Origin of the sequence: Maridesulfovibrio salexigens DSM 2638 (assembly GCF_000023445.1) — a bacterium.
Classification (GTDB): Bacteria; Desulfobacterota; Desulfovibrionia; order Desulfovibrionales; family Desulfovibrionaceae; genus Maridesulfovibrio; species Maridesulfovibrio salexigens.
This window is the reverse complement of sequence record NC_012881.1, coordinates 1,191,602-1,208,835: the sequence shown is the minus strand read 5'-3', so window position 1 is coordinate 1,208,835 and position 17,234 is coordinate 1,191,602. Positions and strand designations below refer to the sequence as shown.

The window sequence follows — 17,234 nt, the reverse complement described above, 5'->3', positions numbered from 1 at the left end:
GAGAGAGCATGTTAAAGAAGCTGGCATTTCAAACAAAACTTATGCTTGGAGCAGTCCTAATCGTTCTGGCTACAATCATTTTCATGACCGGGATCAACCTTTATAAAGTGCAGGACTCGCTTCATACGCTTGGTCAAACATCCATGAAATCTATCGCTGACAGCGTTCATTCACTCATGGAAATGCAGAATGACATCCTGATGGACAAGGTAAAAGCAGACATCGACATTCTGGATAAAAAAATATTTTCACTCGGCTTTCCTAAGCTCAATAAACGCCATCCCATTGAAACCACCATCACAAACCAGATCACTAAACAGAGCGAGACTGTAAGCATACCCAGCCTTGAATTCGGCGGAATACCAGTCAATAATAAATTCGACATCGTTGATGATCTCAAAAAAGAAATCGGCGGAACTGCCACAATTTTCGAAGTCCTTCCCGGCAAGCTGCTGCGGGTATCAACCAACGTGCTCAAGCTGGACGGGAACCGGGCAACAGGTACCTACATCCCTGACTCAAGCCCTGTATATAAAGCAGTAATGTCCGGTAAGACATACTACGGCATGGCTTATGTTGTTAACGCTTGGTACATCACCGCCTACAAACCCCTGACCGACCTTCGCGGTAATATTGTCAGCGTCATTTATGTAGGACGCAAAATTATTACTGATGCCTTTAAAAAATCCGTTATGGCTTCAAATGTAGGCGGAAAGGGATTCGCTATGATATTCAACACCAAGGGTGATATCATGCTCCACCCGACCCTTACCGGTGAAAATTTGAAAGATACCCCTAATTGGAATCTCTTTGCCGACACAGAGGAAGGGGAGATTGAATACGATAAGGACGGGGAATCGACATCCGCATATATAACAGACTTCAAACCATGGAACTGGTCATTCGCATTTGTGATGAAGACATCCGATATGTCTCATGGAGTGGACCGCGACATTTTCATTACCAACGTCATTATCGCCGTGGTTGCCCTTTCCATCTCAGCAATCATTCTGCTGCTGATGATCAAAGCGACCACCAGACCACTGCAGCAGCTTTCCGACTTCACTGCCAAAGTATCTGAAGGTGATTACGATTCCGAACTTAAATACGAAGCCGACGATGTTGTTGGCCGTACAATCAATTCAGTTAAACACATGGTCTTCGAACTGAAGAATAAACTCGGTTTTTCCAGCGGCCTACTCAGTGGACTGACCCTGCCTTGCATCGTGGTGGATCTTGATAAAAAAGTGTCCTTCATCAACCAGCATCTCATTGATCAATTCGGTTTAAGCGGTAATGCTGATAGTTATATCGGAAAACGCGCTAACGATCTGGTTTCGAACCAAACCATTCGTGAGACCATTGAACGCTGCCTGAAAGAAGAAAGCAGCTTCTCTGAAATTGAAGTGCAGGGGCACACCGAAGGCGGCAAAGAATTCTATGCTATTATTGACGTAGCTCCTCTTCACGACCTTGATAAAAAGCTCATAGGTGCCTTCATGGTCATGAATGACATCACAACCATTAAGGAAAACGAAAAATCCATTACTGCCCAGCGTGACACCATCGCTGCAACAGCAAGGGATGCTGACGAAATCTCTGATCAGCTTGCTTCTGCTGCGGATGAACTTTCAGCTCAGGTTGACGAGTCCCGCAGGGGTGCAGAAGTCCAGCAGCAAAGAGCCAGCGAAACAGCGACAGCTATGGACCAGATGAACGCAACAGTTATGGAAGTTGCCCGTAATGCTGGTGAAGCATCTGAAAATGCCCGCGTGACTAAGGAAAAGGCATTGGAAGGACAGGAACTGGTAGGTCAGGTTGTATCGTCCATTAAGGCCCTTGAGCAAAATTCCGAAGAACTCAAATCCAGCATGGAAGAACTCGGACTGCGCACTGATTCCATCGGAAAGGTCATGAACGTTATTACCGATATTGCTGATCAGACCAACCTGCTGGCGCTTAATGCTGCTATTGAGGCCGCACGTGCCGGTGAAGCAGGTCGCGGATTCGCAGTTGTTGCCGATGAAGTTCGTAAGCTGGCTGAAAAAACCATGGATGCAACCAAGGAAGTAGGTGAAGCTATTACTTCCATTCAGGACAGCACCAGGACAAACATCAGTGCGACTGAAAATGCAGTTAAGTCCATTGTCGAATCAACTGATCTTGCATCGAAATCCGGCGAAGCCCTTGATGAGATCGTGCACATGGTAGAAACCTCTGCCGATCAGATCGAAGGAATTGCTGCTGCAGCTGAAGAACAATCAGCATCAAGTGAACAGATCAGCCGCGCCACCGAAGAAATCAACGAAATCTCCGCTGAAGCTGCTGAGACCACAGTTCAATCTGCTCTGGCCATCTCCGAAGTTGCGGAACTGGCCTCCAAGATCAAGGAATTGATCAGAAATATGCAGTCATAAGGACGGCAACAAAGACAATCAAAAGGCGGTTTCCCAAAAGGAGGCCGCCTTTTTTATGAGCATGTCTGTTGACCCGTCAAAAAACACTGTGTAACCAGCTTTCATACTGAAAACAATCAACCCTTTTGACTTGGCGGTAGCGATCATGTGCGGCATTGCAGGCTATTTCAATCCCGGTGGACATCCCGGAGACATTAAACCCATCCTCGACCTTATTTCCCATCGAGGCCCAGACTTTCAGCACATCCACACAGAGGAAAGCATCGCACTGGGACATACCCGGCTCTCTATTCTCGACCTTTCCGATCGAGGCAACCAGCCCATGAAAGATTTGAAAACCGGGAACATCATTGTCTTCAACGGGGAAATATACAATTTCAAATCCCTGCGCGAAGAGTTGATAGGCAAAGGACACACCTTCAATTCATCCGGAGATACGGAAGTTCTGCTCAAGCTTTACGGTGAATACGGAGAAAAATGCATTTCTATGCTGCGCGGCATGTTTGCATTCGCCATCTGGGACAACTCCAAAAAGCAACTGTTCATCGCACGCGACCGCCTCGGTAAAAAACCATTCTTTTACTCTCAAAGCGGTAACAGTTTCATCTTTGCTTCCGAGATTCGTGCTCTTGCAGCTCACCCTGATATTTCAAAGGACGTGGACGTACAGGCCATTGACCTTTTCATGAGTACCGGATGCGTTCCATCCCCCTTTTCCATCTACTCAGACATAAGAAAGCTCCCTGCCGCCCATTACGGCATTGTGAATGCTCAGGGACTTTCTCTGCATCGCTATTGGTCCCTTGATTTCACCCAAAAAATTGAATGTTCGGAAGAAGATGTACTGGAATCACTGCACAGCCGACTTCTGGAGGCAACCAGAATCAGGCTGGAGAGTGATGTTCCGCTGGGAGCCCTGCTTTCAGGCGGGGTCGATTCCAGCCTTGTCGTGGCACTTATGGCTGAAGCCGGAAGTAAATCTATCGACACCTTCACCATCGGTTTTCATGAGAAGAAATATGATGAGTCAGGCCATGCAGCCAAAGTAGCAAAGCATCTGGGTGTGAATCATCATGTGGAATATCTGGACCCGACCCAATTTGAGAATATGCTGCCCGCAGTAGTCCGGCAATACGGTGAACCTTTTTCGGATGACGCAGCTTTGGCAACCATGCTGCTCAGTGAAGCCACCCGCAAACACGTTACCGTTGCCCTCAGCGGTGATGGAGGCGATGAACTGGCCTGTGGGTACTCTGCATACACCCATGTGAAATTGGCTTCGGCTTTAGCACCTATGATCGGTAAAAAAATTCTGCCGGAAAAGAATATCGCCAGCGCCTTCAACAGCAATTCGGCACTTGGTAAACTGCGCCGTAAGATGATCTGTAAATTCCACCCTGAATTTAAACGCATACTGCGTAATGAATTCAAGGTCGCCCGCTATAAGAATGATGTCTTCCGCGCTGATGTTCAGGAACAGCTGGGGCAATTTAATTTTAAATGGCAGTACGAACTTTCCCGGCAGGCCTGTATACACGCAAAAACTCCCGCAGAACGACTGCTCTGGATGGACACCGTCCATTTCCTCGCTGACGCACTGCTGGTGAAGGTGGATATTGCTTCCATGGCTCACAGCCTTGAAGTGCGTTCTCCGCTGCTTGATCATGAACTTTTCGAGTACATGGCAAGCCTGCCCCCTGAACTTAAAATCAAGGGCGGCGAGTCAAAATACCTGCTCAAAAAACTTGCAGAACGCTACCTGCCCAAGGATATCCTTTACCGCCGCAAGCAGGGTTTCTCCATGCCTGTTGCTAAATGGACCAGCGGCGATTCAGCCGACTTCACACTTGATGCTATCAGTCAGGCTAAACCTTTCCTGCTGCAGTTTTTCGATATGAACGCGCTGAACAAACGAATTGATGAGCATATATCAGGAAGGAAAAAGCACAAAAATTTTGTCTGGAATATATTAAATCTGGCACTCTGGGCCATTGAGCATAAAAACGGCAGAGTCTAGAAAGACAAAACTCCCGGTTTTCTTTAAAACCGGGAGTTTTTTTATTAATGAACCCTGCGCAACCTGCCCAAGGCTGCCGAAACGAGAAACCCCGCCACACTGACGGCAATTATCGTAGCTCCTGAGGACAGATTAAGCTGATATGAGAGTAGCAGTCCGCTAACGCAGAAGACCATACTCAGAATAGAAGAAAGAACCATCATGGAAAAGAGGGACGAAGTCCTGCTCTCAGCGATCTGGGGTGGAATGGTTAAAAGGGCGATGACCAGAATCAGACCGACCACGCGGATGACCATAACCACACTGAGCGCAATAAGTGCCAGCATGACGAAATACAGCAAAGTTACCGGAACTCCGCGCGAACGGGCGAACTCCTCATCAAACGACATGGCCCAGAAGCCCTTGTAGCAGGAGAAAACAACCAGCAAGACAAAGGCTGCCAAGCCTCCCATGAGCATGAGGTCAGTCTTCGGCGTGGCGAGAATGCCGCCAAATAAATAACTCATCAGATCCACATTGTAGCCGGGGGTGATATCCAGCAGAATAATCCCCAAAGCCATGCCCGCAGCCCACATTACACCGATAAAAGTATCAGCTCTTTCCTTTACACGCATGGTCACCAAGGCCATGAGCAGAGCAGCGCAGACAGCAAATGCGGCAGTAACCGGAAGCATAGGCAGGCCGAGATAAAAGGCCAGACCTACCCCGCCATAGGAAGCGTGGGCCACCCCGCCAGCCAGCAGGACAACCCGGTTAACGACTACCAGCGCACCGATAATCCCGCAGATAATGGACGCCAGCAAACCGGCCATGAGCGCATTCTGCATGAATTCATAACTCAAAGCCTCAAGCATTCCAGTCTCCTTCGGAATCATCTGATTCAGGATGATATTCAAGCACACGGTGCGGGAGTTCTCCGTGGGTTATCAATTCAATGGGACAAGTACCCTTGAGGGTTTCGCCATAAGCTTCACTGAGCAACTCACGGGTAATCTTGGGCTGTTCATGTAAGTGAACTTTGCGGTTGACGCAGGCAACGGATTTCACACCCTGCCCGAGCACGGAAATATCATGACTGACCATAACAATGGTCATTTCATCATTAAGCTCTTTGAGCAGGCAGTAAAGACCGCTTTTACCGGCCTGATCCACGCTGGCAGCCGGTTCATCCAGAAGCAGCATCTTCGGCTCATCCACAATAGCACGGGCAATGAACACCCGCTGCTTCTGCCCACCGGACAGATCGGAGACCCTGCGGTCTATATGCTCAAGCATCCCGACCCGTTCAAGAGCTTTTTCAACCTCTCCCCCGGAACCGTTACCGAAACTTAAACCGAAGACACCCTTAAACCCCGGCGAGACCTTACCCATAAGCACAGCATCACGGACGGTGATGGGAAAGCTGGCGGAGACTGTCGTATATTGCGGCATGTAGCCGATACGCCCACCATGCCTGCCCGGAGGCATACCCAGTATTTCAATACTGCCCTGCTGCGGTTCTATCAGTCCCAGCAGCAACTTAAGCAATGTAGTTTTACCGCCCCCGTTAGGTCCGATAACCGCAAGATAATCTCCCGGCATTATCTCAAAACTGGCACGATCCAGCACCATATGCTGTCCGTACCCGAAACTTACATCCTTAAAACTTATTACACTTTTTTGATCCATTTAATCTTACCTTCCGCCATTTGTTTAGGCGAACAAGTTGATAGCCTAATTGAGAATGGATTGCACTATCTTTTTGCGGCAGTGTTTCATATAATCATCAATATAAAGTTTACAACAGTTCCACTGTATGCTCCCTTCAAGGATAAATATCACTGCTGCAAAAGCAAGGATATGAAGCATAACACTTTAAAAGGAATATGAAAATGCAACTTTTATTCATAGGGGATTCACTAACTTCCGGAGTCAGCGACTCGGAACGACTGGGCTGGGCAGGAAGAATCTGCAAACAGCTTGATCCCCAGGGAGCTAAACTGACAGCTTATAACCTCGGTGTACGGGCATCCACCACAGCACATATTGAATCCCGCTGGGAAAAAGAAGCCGCCGACCGCATTAATCCCGAAGCTCCTGTTCTGCTGATCTTCTGCATGGGTGCGCCTGACGCTGTAAAAGACATTCCGTTTGGGCAGAGCAAGGTCTGTGCTGAAAGCATTCTTCACAACGCAAAAAGCAACTACGCGACTGTGTTCATTACACCGCCGCCGATGATTGATGAAGAGAAAGATAAAAGAACAGAAAATCTCTCTGCTGAGTTTATTAAAATCTGCTCAAAACTTGACATTCCCTGTCTGGATATTAATTCACCCCTGCGGGAAAATCCCGCTTACATCAAGGCCCTCAAGGAAAGCGACGGAGTCCATCCGAACGCGGAAGGTTATGGCATCATGGCCGGAGTGATCAGCAAATTCATTTCCCCTTACATCCTGCCCCACCTCAGCTAAATCACGTCTTTCCCACAATCCAGTTACCAACCGGACAGCATTCCCTTGATGGGGATGCTGTCCTTATTTGATGAGGAGATTTCCCATGAGATCATTTGCCAGCGACAACTACTCCGGTGTCCATCCCGAAATAATGAAAGCCATCATGGAAGCGAACGAGGATCATATGTCCTCCTACGGTGCCGACCCGGTTTCTGCGGAAGCTGAACAACTTTTCAAAGCCCACTTCGGCGAGCAGGCCAAAATTTTCTTTCTTACCACCGGGACAGCCACCAACACCCTGATCCTGCGCCATCTCTGCAAAAGCTGGAATAGCGTCATCTGTTCCGAAGACGCACACATTAACGTAGATGAGTGCGGTTCGCCGGAAAGCATGGGCATCAAGCTTATGCTTGCTGAGACCAAAAACGGAAAGATCACTGTTGAAACCATCAAGCCGCTGGTCCCTTCCGAACCGGATGTGCACCGTGCGCAACCCGCAGTAATTTCCATTACCCAGAACACCGAACTCGGAACCCTTTACAGTTTGGAAGAAATCAAATCCATCTGCGATTTTGCGCACAGCAAAGGACTCCATGCGCACATGGACGGAGCTAGAATCGCCAACGCTGCAGCCGCTCTCGGTGTAACTTTCAAGGAAATGACGGTTGACTGCGGAGTGGATGTACTCTCCTTCGGCGGAAGCAAGAATGGATGTATGTGTGCTGAAGCCGCAGTTTTTATTAATCCGGAATTAGGAAAAGATTTCGAGTATATCCGCAAGCAGAACATGCAGCTTATCTCGAAGATGCGTTACATAGGCGCACAGTTCAAAGCTCTGTTTACCGATGAGCTCTGGAAAAGAAATGCTGAACATTCCAACTCTTTTGCCCGGAAGCTGGCTGAAAAGGCCGGTGCCATCGAAGGAGTAAAGATCACCCGTCCAGTAGAAGCCAACGGTGTGTTCGCCATCATTCCTGAGCATGCAGTCGAAAAGTTACAGGAAAGATTTCCATTCTACGTATGGGACGAGCAGACCGGAGAAGTGCGCTGGATGACCTCATGGTCTACCACTGAAGAAGATATTGATAACTTCTGCGCTGCTTTGAAAAAATTAATTTAGTTTAGCCTCCGGCAGCCCTTCGGGGTCCAGAGAACCCTTTGAAAAGGGTTCTCTGGACTCTCCTAAACTTTTTAACAGGGCTTCGCCGTCTGGCCAACCATAATTAGAATTAAACTTAACAAGCCCTCTCTTTCCACGCTGAAAGAGAGGGCTTGTTTATATAATCCTTGAATTGGCCTAGGCCACTTTTTCATCACAACTTGGACAACTGCATTCCTTACTTTTCTCTGCTCCCGACGGCTTGCGGTGGTAATCCAAATATGCCCTTCCCTGTTCCTTGCCCATAAACTTGAATAGGCTACGCTCAGAAGTTTCCAGCAGATCCACCACGATCAGGCCATCAAGAGCGTTTCCGAAATCAGGGTCTATGTTAAAGCCGACCAGCTTGCCGCCGATCTTTAAATAATGACGCAGCAAAACCGGAATTCCTCCACCTCCTTCAATATCTTGAACTACTTTCTCCAAGTCAGACTCATCAGCGAAAGACACACCCGGTAAGTTTTTCTGCCATGCCTTAAGCTTCTTGAATTTCAAAGGACGGGTCGGAGAAATGAGCTCTGCCAGATCTGCGCATCCATTGTGTTTCAGCAAAGCGTCAGCAATCAACTCACGGGATATTTTCTTATAGTCATTGGAAATGCTAACGCATCCAAACAGATAGCGGTACTGCGGATTACGCGCGAGGTAGGCGGCAATCCCTTTCCAAAGCATCATCAGTGAATAAAAATTCTTTTGGAAACTGGGACGGATAAAAGACCTTCCCAATTCTAGGGCAGGATTGACCTTATCGAAAAACTCAGGGGCAAAGCGGAAGAAGGAATGACTGTAAACACCCTTCAACCCGAATCGCTTAATCTGTTCATCTGCGCGGGCAATACGATAAGCCCCGGCAATTTCCCTGCTTTCCTTATGCCATAGGACCAGATGGATGAAGGTATTGTCGAAACGGTCCACATCAACAGCCTGACCGGTTCCTTCACCGACTTGCCTGAAAGTCTTTTCACGCAAACGTCCAATCTCGTGCATTATAAATGGACAGTCGGCAGCATGAACTTCATGCACTGCAAACTCGTTATTTTCCACCAGCACGGATTCCGGTCCAAGCATGGTTAACTCTGTAATGATGTTACGCTGTGAAGTCTGTTCACTAATGCTGACTTCCTTTTTCTTGAACGCAGGCAAAGCTATGCGCTTTTTTTTGAAACGAGAACGCAAGCTATAAGTGCGAAAACGCAAATATTCCATTAATTCCTGATTGCTATCAAATGAAGCAAGCCGATCGCCACTGACGGTATTGCCCACAGCATACTCGACAGGCCCTGATTTCTGTTTCAGGTTTTCGCGCGGCAGTAAAACAGTACGCAAGGAAGGGTGAACCATCCCTGCAGCCTGAAAGAGAACACTATTACGCCCATTAAAAAAAACAGAAGTGGCACTGGCTCCGGTTCGTTTGATAATTCCACCGACAGTAGGGCTCCATGACGGATCTTCAACCTTAGCCCCCCTGAGATTGAGACTAGCGACCTCTCCGGCCGGAAAGACAGCCAGCATACCACCTGACTTCACCCACTTAACAGCTTCCTTGAGTCCTGAAATATTTCCTAAATGCGACTCCTTACGCCCGAAAGGGTCAACCGAGATCAAATATTCATTCATCTCAGGAACCAATCCGAGCATAAAATTAGCCATAATCTTAACATCCGGTCGGACTGCTTTCAGTAATTGAATCAGTATCAGCCCTTCCACAACGCCAAAAGGATGATTTGCCACAACCACGGACGGCCCTTTTTTGGGAATCCGTTTTAATTCCTGACTATCAAACTCTACGTGAACCCCTAATAAATTCAGAGCCTTGCTCACAAAATCATCATGATTCTTTTCACGCCAGTGCTCTTCATCGTGCAATCGCTTATAGAGGCAGTTTAGCCGTGGCAGGCACAACAGGTGGGATAAGGGCTTTTCTACAATAGAAAATAAAGCACCTCTGAAAGGATCCTCAAACGGTGATTTCAAACTGAATAAATCTGAACAGGCTTCACGTCCCATCAACAACTCCCGGATAGTAATTTTTGATTTACGTTAGCCTGACAGCCGCTGGCATGTGTTACTCTGTAGTGACATGTGCCTTACATTTGTAAATCAACAAATAGACAAGTCTATATCTTAAGAAAAATAAAAAAGCAGACAAATTAATGCCTGCTTTATTTTTAACTTGTCAGTTGTTAAAAAATTTACTACTGAATAGTTCCAAGATCGGCTTTCATATGCCAATGATCCCTTGGGATTGGGATACAGAAACTGCGTTTAGCCACGTCGGCGCACAGTATCAACCCCTTTGTATCCTGATCCCAAAACACACGATCGATAAAAAAGGCTATCGCTTGTGAATTGGTCAGTGTCTCGGGACGGCTACCGGGCATGAATCTCTGCATCACTGCAACGGCAGCTTTCTTCAGGGTAAGCACTGCGTGGGTCGAAATTGCTACATCCTGAAAATCCAATTCATGGAGTATTGCGCTTTCTCCGGCCATGACTTCAGCGATCTTGACCCGCTCCTCAGACGCTTCGCGGTGTTGATTATTCATGGTCTGCCTCCTAATGCTGTTACGAGATGCAAGTACTCAATCACATGCAAAAGACGAGCCGACTGTTGGTATCAGTATACATTATTATTTTTGGAAAAACAAAATTTTTTTATTGCGAGCGCATTTATGAATGAAAAACTTTTAGGAGCACGACTTCAGCAAGATGGTAAATGTTCTTTCAGAATTTTTGCGCCACACATCCAACAGGTTAAAATAAAGATACAAAACCAGCCGAATGAATCCTATTCTCTAACACCGTCACAGTATGGCTACCACGAAACAACCTTGGAAGAGATTAAGCCCGGAGCCCTGTATTCTTTTGTCCTAGATAACGGTCCGGCTATCCCTGATCCTGCCTCTTCTTGGCAGCCAGAGGAACAGAAAAACGCTTCTGCGGTAGTCGATCACCATTTTTTTGACTGGGGCGAGGACAATTTTTCCGGTCTGCCCATGAGCGAAATGATCATTTACGAAGCTCATACAGGCACCTTCAGTCCGGAAAAGAATTTTCAGGGACTCATATCCAAACTGCCGCACCTTAGTGAGCTGGGGATCAACACCTTGCAGCTTATGCCGATAGCAAGCTTTGCAGGAAGTCAGGGCTGGGGATATGAAACCACGTTTCCCTATGCAGTGCATCCTCCATACGGCAGGCCCGATGAGCTTAAGGAACTGATCAAACAATGCCATCTTAGAGATATAGCGGTTATTCTGGATGTATCCTTCGGAAGCATGATTCCGGTGGATGCGCTTGAACCTGCCTACTTTCCTTTTTTCAGCTCAAAATATAACGTCCATAATGGACGAGCTTTAAATTTCGATGAAGAATACAGCTACGGCGTTCGTGAATTTTACATCCAATGTGCTCTTTCATGGATACGCGACTACCGCGTTGACGGATTACGCATTAAGGATGCCGACCATATTTTTGATCAGACTCCCATCCATTTTCTTGAAGAATTAGCAACCCGCGTCAAAAATTTTGCACGCCAGAACAACAGAACATGCGTGCTTATTAATGGTGACAAACGTAACGCCTTGCGTCCGGTGCTGCCACCCGAGAAGGGCGGCTACGGACTGGATGCTCTTTACAACGATAACTTTTACTGTGCTCTTCATAGCCAATTAACCGGAAACCACGAAGGACGCTTCAAAGATTACGTAGACCCGGAGCGTATGGTTTCGGCAATGCAGTATGGATTTGCTTATCGGGGCGAAATTTCGAGTCATTACCTTAGAAAACAGGGACGCAACCGATCAGAATTAAACGGCTGCCAATTTATTGCTTACTCTCAAGGCCATGAAGATAATTACGGAAATGAATCTAAATGCCGGATTATTGAAAATGCAGGGTTCGAAGCAGCAAAACTTAGTGCCGGGGCAACACTTCTTTCACCCTATGTACCGATGATTTTCATGGGCGAAGAATATGGCGAAAAAGCACCTTTTCATAATTTCAACGACTCACAGGATGGATATTGTATAGATGAGTGTTGCTTGAACTGGATGAATATTGAAAGCGATCAGGGACGCGCACTGTTGGCCCTTTACCGCAACCTATTAAAAATAAGGAAGGAACACCCCACCATCCATGAACCATGTCGCAGTAGATGCCATGTTCAGGAAATAGCACCGGGAATTATTTTAGTTTTCCGTAACTCGACATCCGCAGACAGGGAATACGCTGCTGCGCTATTTAACTTCTCTAAAGAAGATGCAGAAAATAATATTGCTCAATATCTGCCGGAAAGAGTTTGGACCACCGAGCTATACAGTGCTTCCACCACTTATGCCGGCAAAGGTTCTGCTCTGCCGGGAATTCTGCCTCAGGATGGAAAAGTAAAAATCGCAGGACAATCTTTTGCTCTTTTCCTTCATTCCGAATTGGTAATCAGGTCCGAGGATATTTCAATCAGGTAAAAAGATATCATCTGGACATCTCCCCCCTTGCCCTGCAATATGATACTGTTAAAGTCAGCATGACTGCATGCATACTTTGCAGAGCAAGAAGGAGATATATAATGAAACGTTCCAGCGGTGTTCTTTTACACTTCACTTCACTGCCTTCCCGGTTCGGTGTCGGTGATCTTGGTCCGGCGGCTTACGATTTTGCCGACTTTCTAGCAGAAGCCGGACAAAGATTCTGGCAGGTACTGCCCATTACTCCTACAGCGCCGGAGCTCTGCAACTCTCCATATTCCGGATTTTCCGCTTATGCGGCCAATCCGCTATTGATCAGCCCGGAACTCATGGTTGATTACGGTCTGCTGGAATATGAAGATATTCTACAGCACACCCTCCCCGACACCGATCATGCTGATTTCGAGACAGCAGGAATGGTTAAGGAAGAATTGCTCCGCAAAGCTTTCGCACGGGTAGCCAACAATCTCCTCGATGAAGTGATCTTCAACCAGTTTATCTGGGACAATATGCACTGGATTAACGATTTTGCCCTTTTTACAGCCTTGAAAAAGCATTTCAAAGGCGCAAGCTGGGTCACTTGGCCTGAAGATATACGCGACCGGACAGAAGACGGCCTGCGGCATTGGGGTGAAAAGCTCTACCGCGAAATTCTGTACGTAAAATTCTGCCAATGGATTTTCTTCCGCCAATGGGGGCAACTCAAAGACCATCTTGATGAAATCGGGGTCGAACTTATTGGAGACGTCCCTATCTACGTTACCCACGACAGTTCCGATGTCTGGGCCAACCGTAATATTTTTAAGCTCGACAATAAAGGCGAGGCGTATTGTGTTGCCGGGGTCCCGCCGGATTATTTCAGCGAAAAAGGCCAGCTATGGGGTAATCCGGTCTACAATTGGGAAGTACTCCAAAATGACGGCTTCGGCTGGTGGATCAGCCGCATGAAGCACAATCTAGGTCTTTACCATTGGGTGCGCCTTGACCACTTCCGAGGCTTCTCAGCATATTGGGAAGTTCCTGCCGAAGCTGAGACAGCCATGGAAGGTTACTGGGTCCCCGCGCCCGGTCATCAACTTTTTGAAAAACTCACTGAAGAAATAGGATGTCTGCGAATTATTGCCGAAGATCTTGGTCATATAACACCCGATGTAATATGGCTTAAGGACCGCTTCCAGCTTCCGGGCATGAACATCCTGCAATTCTCCTTTGGAGAAGACATCGGCTATTGCGGAGATGCCCTGCACAACCATAAGCGCAATTCTGTAGTCTACACCGGAACTCACGACAACAATACCAATAGGGGATGGTTTCTCGAAGATGCTGATGAAGTCAGTCGTAAAAATCTGCTAGCCTACCTCGGCTACAATTGGATAGATGATGTCAAGATTTCATGGGAATTGATCAGACTGCTTATGTCCAGCGTAGGCTGCTTGTGCGTAATTCAGGCACAGGACCTGCTCAGCCTTGACGGAAAGGCTCGTATGAATGTCCCCGGCGAGGCTGACGGCAACTGGGGATGGAAACTTACCCCCGGACAGCTGACCCCGCTTATCCGTGAAAGGCTGGGGGAAATGACCGAACTTTTTGGCCGCACCAGCAAGATTGACTAGTCTAATAATTTTCACAGTCATTTTTGATATTAATTCAAAGCTAGTGAAGTTTTAATTTCTTTTAACCACCTAAAACCATTTCAAAAAAGATGAACAACAAACTTTATCTGGATTATGCCCCTGAATACAGCGAAGCGATTAAAAAGAATATTTACAACGCACTTTTCGAACGTCCTTCACTACAAGCCATGTTGCCTGATCTTAAAGGAAAAACAGTGCTCGATTTAGGCTGTGGTTCAGGTGAACACTCCAGACACCTACAGAGTAAAGGTGCAAATGTAACTGCGATCGACATTTCTCAAACAATGATCGACCTAATTCAAAAACAAAATCAAGGCAGCCTTAAGGCTTACACTCAAGATATTTCCAAGGGCCTACCTAATGAACTGGATGAATCTTTTGACGTAGTCATCAGTGGATTGACAATCCATTATATTAAAGACTTGACCCCCCTATTTTCCGACATCAACCGAGTTTTAAAAAAGGAGGGGAAATTTATTTTTTCCACACATCATCCTGTTTTTGATCTTAAAAGTAGTATTTCAGGAAATTATTTTGAACAAGAATTGATTACTCAAGAATGGGACGTAATTGACGAGCCAGTAGAAGTTTCATTTTACCGCAGACCACTTACTGAACTATTTTCCGCCATAACCCGAGCAGATTTTTGCGTTACCGGGCTAAACGAAGGGATGGTGCAAAATGAGATACAAAAACTTAACCCAGCGACGTACAAAAGGCTCACGACCAAACCCTGTTTTCTATTTATTGAATGCACTAAAAAATAAGGCTACAGCCTTTAAGATCCAGCAGAATCATTAATAAACATTCCCTGGGTATCCACGGAGTTGTTTTCGACCCTATTTGAACTTCATTGTAAAGTTTCACCTCCGTAACCGGATTGCGATTTTTTCCCGGACAGGCAGGCGTATAAGCCCCATAGTCAAAGGATTAATAATCAATTCCACAATCCAAGTCGGAGGTTAATTATGAATTCTTCTCAGAGAATCAGCATCAGACAACATCTTGAATTAAAGCTTGCTGAACTAATTGAACGAACCACAGCGCGAGACACTGCTGTTGAAAGTTGCGCTGACGACAATGAATACGCTTCCCGTATCAGCGAACAAAAGATAAATCTTGCTCTGCATGTGCGCGAGACCAAACTGATCATTGATATGGAAGAGACTTTGAGTCGTGTGGACAACTGGGATTTCGGTATCTGCGAAGATTGCGGCGAAGAAATTGCCCTCGCCCGCATCAAAGCAAATCCGACCACCCGCTTTTGCGTGTCCTGCCAGTCCCGTATGGAAGAAGACCATCTCGGCCGCGTGGGGTAATTTCCTCCTGCGGCTCTCCGAGGAGCCGAATAAACTTTTGATTTGCTTCGCCACTAGCAATAGTCAAATTTGCTTCTTTATCAGGCTTGGTAAAAAGTATAGTAAAGCACTATGCCATCAAGCTTGAAAATATCAGTCATCATTCCGGTATATAATGAAGCGGATACTATTCACTCCTGCATTGCGAATGTGAACAAAAGTTGCGGGGATAATTCTGAGATAATAATCGTCGACGGTTCCGCTGACGGGTCTACTCTGTCTGCTATTAACGATGACAAAGTAATGCTCTTGGCTTCACCTCCGGGACGTGCTGTCCAGATGAACTACGGTGCGCAAAAGGCCAAAGGTGAAATCCTGATATTTCTGCATGCGGACACGGTTCTACCGCATGCAGCGGGTAGTCTCGTCCGAAAAGCACTTCGTGCGCCTTGCGCCGCAGCCGGAGCCTTTAAACTTGGCTTCGACACTCCTTCTCGCACTATGAAATTTATTGCCTTCCTCGCCGATCTGCGTTGCAGAATTGAGCGGGTTCCCTACGGAGATCAGGCTGTTTTTATTTCTAAGTCCACATTCGATGAACTGGGCGGTTTCCCCGAAATTCCGCTCATGGAAGATGTGGAACTTTTCCAGACTATCAAGAGAAAAAGGCTTGAAATTGTCATTCTCAAAGAATCAATTACCACTTCTGCCCGCCGCTATTTATCCACTGGCCCTATACGCTGTGCCTTGCGCAATACTTTTTTGCGCCTGCTACACCGTCTCGGTGTACGTACTGAGACTCTCGCAGCTATGTATTGTAGAAAGGAATCCTGACCATGAAATGTGCCGTCATAGTATTTGTGAAATTTCCTGAAGCAGGCAAAGTCAAAACAAGACTAGGCAAAGACATCGGCTACGATACAGCAGCCCTGCTTTACACTGCTTTTGTGGAAGACATGCTACATAATCTGGGCGAGTCCGGGCTCATGCCGATCATAGCTTTTGATTCTTTTCAGCCTGAAGGAAGATATAAAGAGTGGCTGGGTAACAGGACTTTCATCCCGCAGCAGGGCAATGATCTCGGGAAACGCATGCATAATGCATTGATGGACGGATTCAATTTAGGCTTCGACTCCTGCATCCTGACAGGCAGTGATCTGCCTGACCTCGACCCTGAAATTTTACAACAAGCAGGACAAGCCCTGAAAAAAGCCCCCGCCTGCATTGGACCTGCAAGTGACGGGGGCTATTATCTGATAGGTTTCCAGAAAGAATTTCTAACTGACGCTGTCTTCGAAGATATGGAATGGAGCACCGAAAGCGTCTTTAACGAGACAATTTACCGATTTGAAAAAATCGGCATCAATCCTGCCATTCTTAATGAGCATCATGACATAGATACAGTAAAAGATTTGAAAAAAATTCTCAGCAATCCCAAATCGCATCAGCTTTGCCCTAAGAGCTTAGCCGCTTCGAAAACTATCTTTTCGCGCTAGGTCAACGCAAAACTATCAAAAGTTTTCCTAATCTCGTTAAAAGCGCCGCCGAAGGCATTAATATTCTACAATATTCAAACGGTCTTCATTAGATTCTTTACGGCGGGTAAAACGCAGACGGTCACAGCCGAGATCGTCGACTACTTCGATATCCCATTTTCCACCGGTTCCGAATCCGCTAAGTATTTCTTCACGAATACCAAGCCTGATTTGAAATTCGACCACAGGATTGGAAGTGGTATCGAGGTGGTTCACAATAATAGGTACCAGCCCGCAACTAACTGCCTTCAAATCTACAAACTTGCTGTCATCCAT

Annotated in this window: 15 protein-coding genes; 10 read left to right on the top strand and 5 right to left on the bottom strand. The window is 46.7% G+C overall.

The window, feature by feature from the left end:
* Positions 1–8 precede the first annotated feature (8 nt).
* Together DESAL_RS05445 and asnB are read left to right on the top strand one after the other, a co-directional pair.
* Complete coding sequence (locus tag DESAL_RS05445; protein ID WP_015850966.1) at positions 9–2,417, top strand: methyl-accepting chemotaxis protein; 2,409 nt, start codon at positions 9–11, stop codon at positions 2,415–2,417.
* 145 nt (positions 2,418–2,562) lie between these two features.
* On the top strand, positions 2,563–4,434 hold the full coding sequence (gene asnB / locus DESAL_RS05440; protein ID WP_015850965.1) for an asparagine synthase (glutamine-hydrolyzing): 1,872 nt from the start codon (positions 2,563–2,565) through the stop codon (positions 4,432–4,434).
* A gap of 44 nt (positions 4,435–4,478) precedes the next feature.
* Here the strand turns inward: asnB and DESAL_RS05435 are convergent, their stop codons facing one another.
* Positions 4,479–5,288, bottom strand: a complete 810-nt coding sequence (locus DESAL_RS05435) for a metal ABC transporter permease (protein ID WP_015850964.1) — start codon at positions 5,286–5,288, stop codon at positions 4,479–4,481.
* Positions 5,281–6,102 (bottom strand): metal ABC transporter ATP-binding protein, encoded by an 822-nt coding sequence (locus DESAL_RS05430; protein ID WP_015850963.1) that lies wholly within the window; start codon positions 6,100–6,102, stop codon positions 5,281–5,283. Before DESAL_RS05430 ends, DESAL_RS05435 begins: the two co-directional genes overlap by 8 nt.
* A gap of 203 nt (positions 6,103–6,305) precedes the next feature.
* On the opposite strand from DESAL_RS05430, the gene DESAL_RS05425 reads away from it, so the two are divergent.
* Together DESAL_RS05425 and DESAL_RS05420 are read left to right on the top strand one after the other, a co-directional pair.
* On the top strand, positions 6,306–6,884 hold the full coding sequence (locus tag DESAL_RS05425; protein ID WP_015850962.1) for a GDSL-type esterase/lipase family protein: 579 nt from the start codon (positions 6,306–6,308) through the stop codon (positions 6,882–6,884).
* A gap of 85 nt (positions 6,885–6,969) precedes the next feature.
* Positions 6,970–7,986 (top strand): threonine aldolase family protein, encoded by a 1,017-nt coding sequence (locus DESAL_RS05420; RefSeq protein ID WP_015850961.1) that lies wholly within the window; start codon positions 6,970–6,972, stop codon positions 7,984–7,986.
* A 177-nt stretch (positions 7,987–8,163) separates the two neighbouring features.
* Here DESAL_RS05420 and DESAL_RS05415 read toward each other — a convergent pair whose 3' ends face one another.
* Positions 8,164–10,032, bottom strand: coding sequence for a bifunctional lysophospholipid acyltransferase family protein/GNAT family N-acetyltransferase (locus DESAL_RS05415; RefSeq protein WP_015850960.1), 1,869 nt, complete (start codon positions 10,030–10,032; stop codon positions 8,164–8,166).
* A gap of 188 nt (positions 10,033–10,220) precedes the next feature.
* On the bottom strand, positions 10,221–10,571 hold the full coding sequence (locus DESAL_RS05410) for a hypothetical protein (protein ID WP_015850959.1): 351 nt from the start codon (positions 10,569–10,571) through the stop codon (positions 10,221–10,223).
* A 126-nt stretch (positions 10,572–10,697) separates the two neighbouring features.
* Between DESAL_RS05410 and DESAL_RS05405 the strand changes: the two genes are divergently transcribed.
* The 6 genes from DESAL_RS05405 to DESAL_RS05380 all read left to right on the top strand — a co-directional run bounded on the left by DESAL_RS05405 (position 10,698) and on the right by DESAL_RS05380 (position 16,919).
* Positions 10,698–12,491 carry an alpha-amylase family glycosyl hydrolase gene (locus DESAL_RS05405; protein WP_015850958.1) on the top strand — a complete coding sequence of 598 codons (1,794 nt, stop codon included), beginning with the start codon at positions 10,698–10,700 and terminating at the stop codon, positions 12,489–12,491.
* Between the two features lie 101 nt (positions 12,492–12,592).
* Positions 12,593–14,104 (top strand): 4-alpha-glucanotransferase, encoded by a 1,512-nt coding sequence (gene malQ, locus DESAL_RS05400; RefSeq protein ID WP_015850957.1) that lies wholly within the window; start codon positions 12,593–12,595, stop codon positions 14,102–14,104.
* 89 nt (positions 14,105–14,193) lie between these two features.
* On the top strand, positions 14,194–14,892 hold the full coding sequence (locus DESAL_RS05395; protein WP_015850956.1) for a class I SAM-dependent methyltransferase: 699 nt from the start codon (positions 14,194–14,196) through the stop codon (positions 14,890–14,892).
* A gap of 201 nt (positions 14,893–15,093) precedes the next feature.
* The gene (locus DESAL_RS05390) at positions 15,094–15,444 is read left to right on the top strand and encodes a TraR/DksA family transcriptional regulator (protein WP_015850955.1); all 351 of its coding nucleotides are present in this window, start codon (positions 15,094–15,096) and stop codon (positions 15,442–15,444) included.
* A gap of 111 nt (positions 15,445–15,555) precedes the next feature.
* Positions 15,556–16,257: a TIGR04283 family arsenosugar biosynthesis glycosyltransferase gene (locus DESAL_RS05385; protein ID WP_015850954.1), complete on the top strand. Its 702-nt coding sequence runs from the start codon at positions 15,556–15,558 to the stop codon at positions 16,255–16,257.
* Positions 16,258–16,259: 2 nt separating this feature from the next.
* Positions 16,260–16,919 (top strand): TIGR04282 family arsenosugar biosynthesis glycosyltransferase, encoded by a 660-nt coding sequence (locus DESAL_RS05380; RefSeq protein ID WP_015850953.1) that lies wholly within the window; start codon positions 16,260–16,262, stop codon positions 16,917–16,919.
* Positions 16,920–16,976: 57 nt separating this feature from the next.
* Here the strand turns inward: DESAL_RS05380 and DESAL_RS05375 are convergent, their stop codons facing one another.
* Complete coding sequence (locus DESAL_RS05375) at positions 16,977–17,234, bottom strand: hypothetical protein (protein WP_015850952.1); 258 nt, start codon at positions 17,232–17,234, stop codon at positions 16,977–16,979.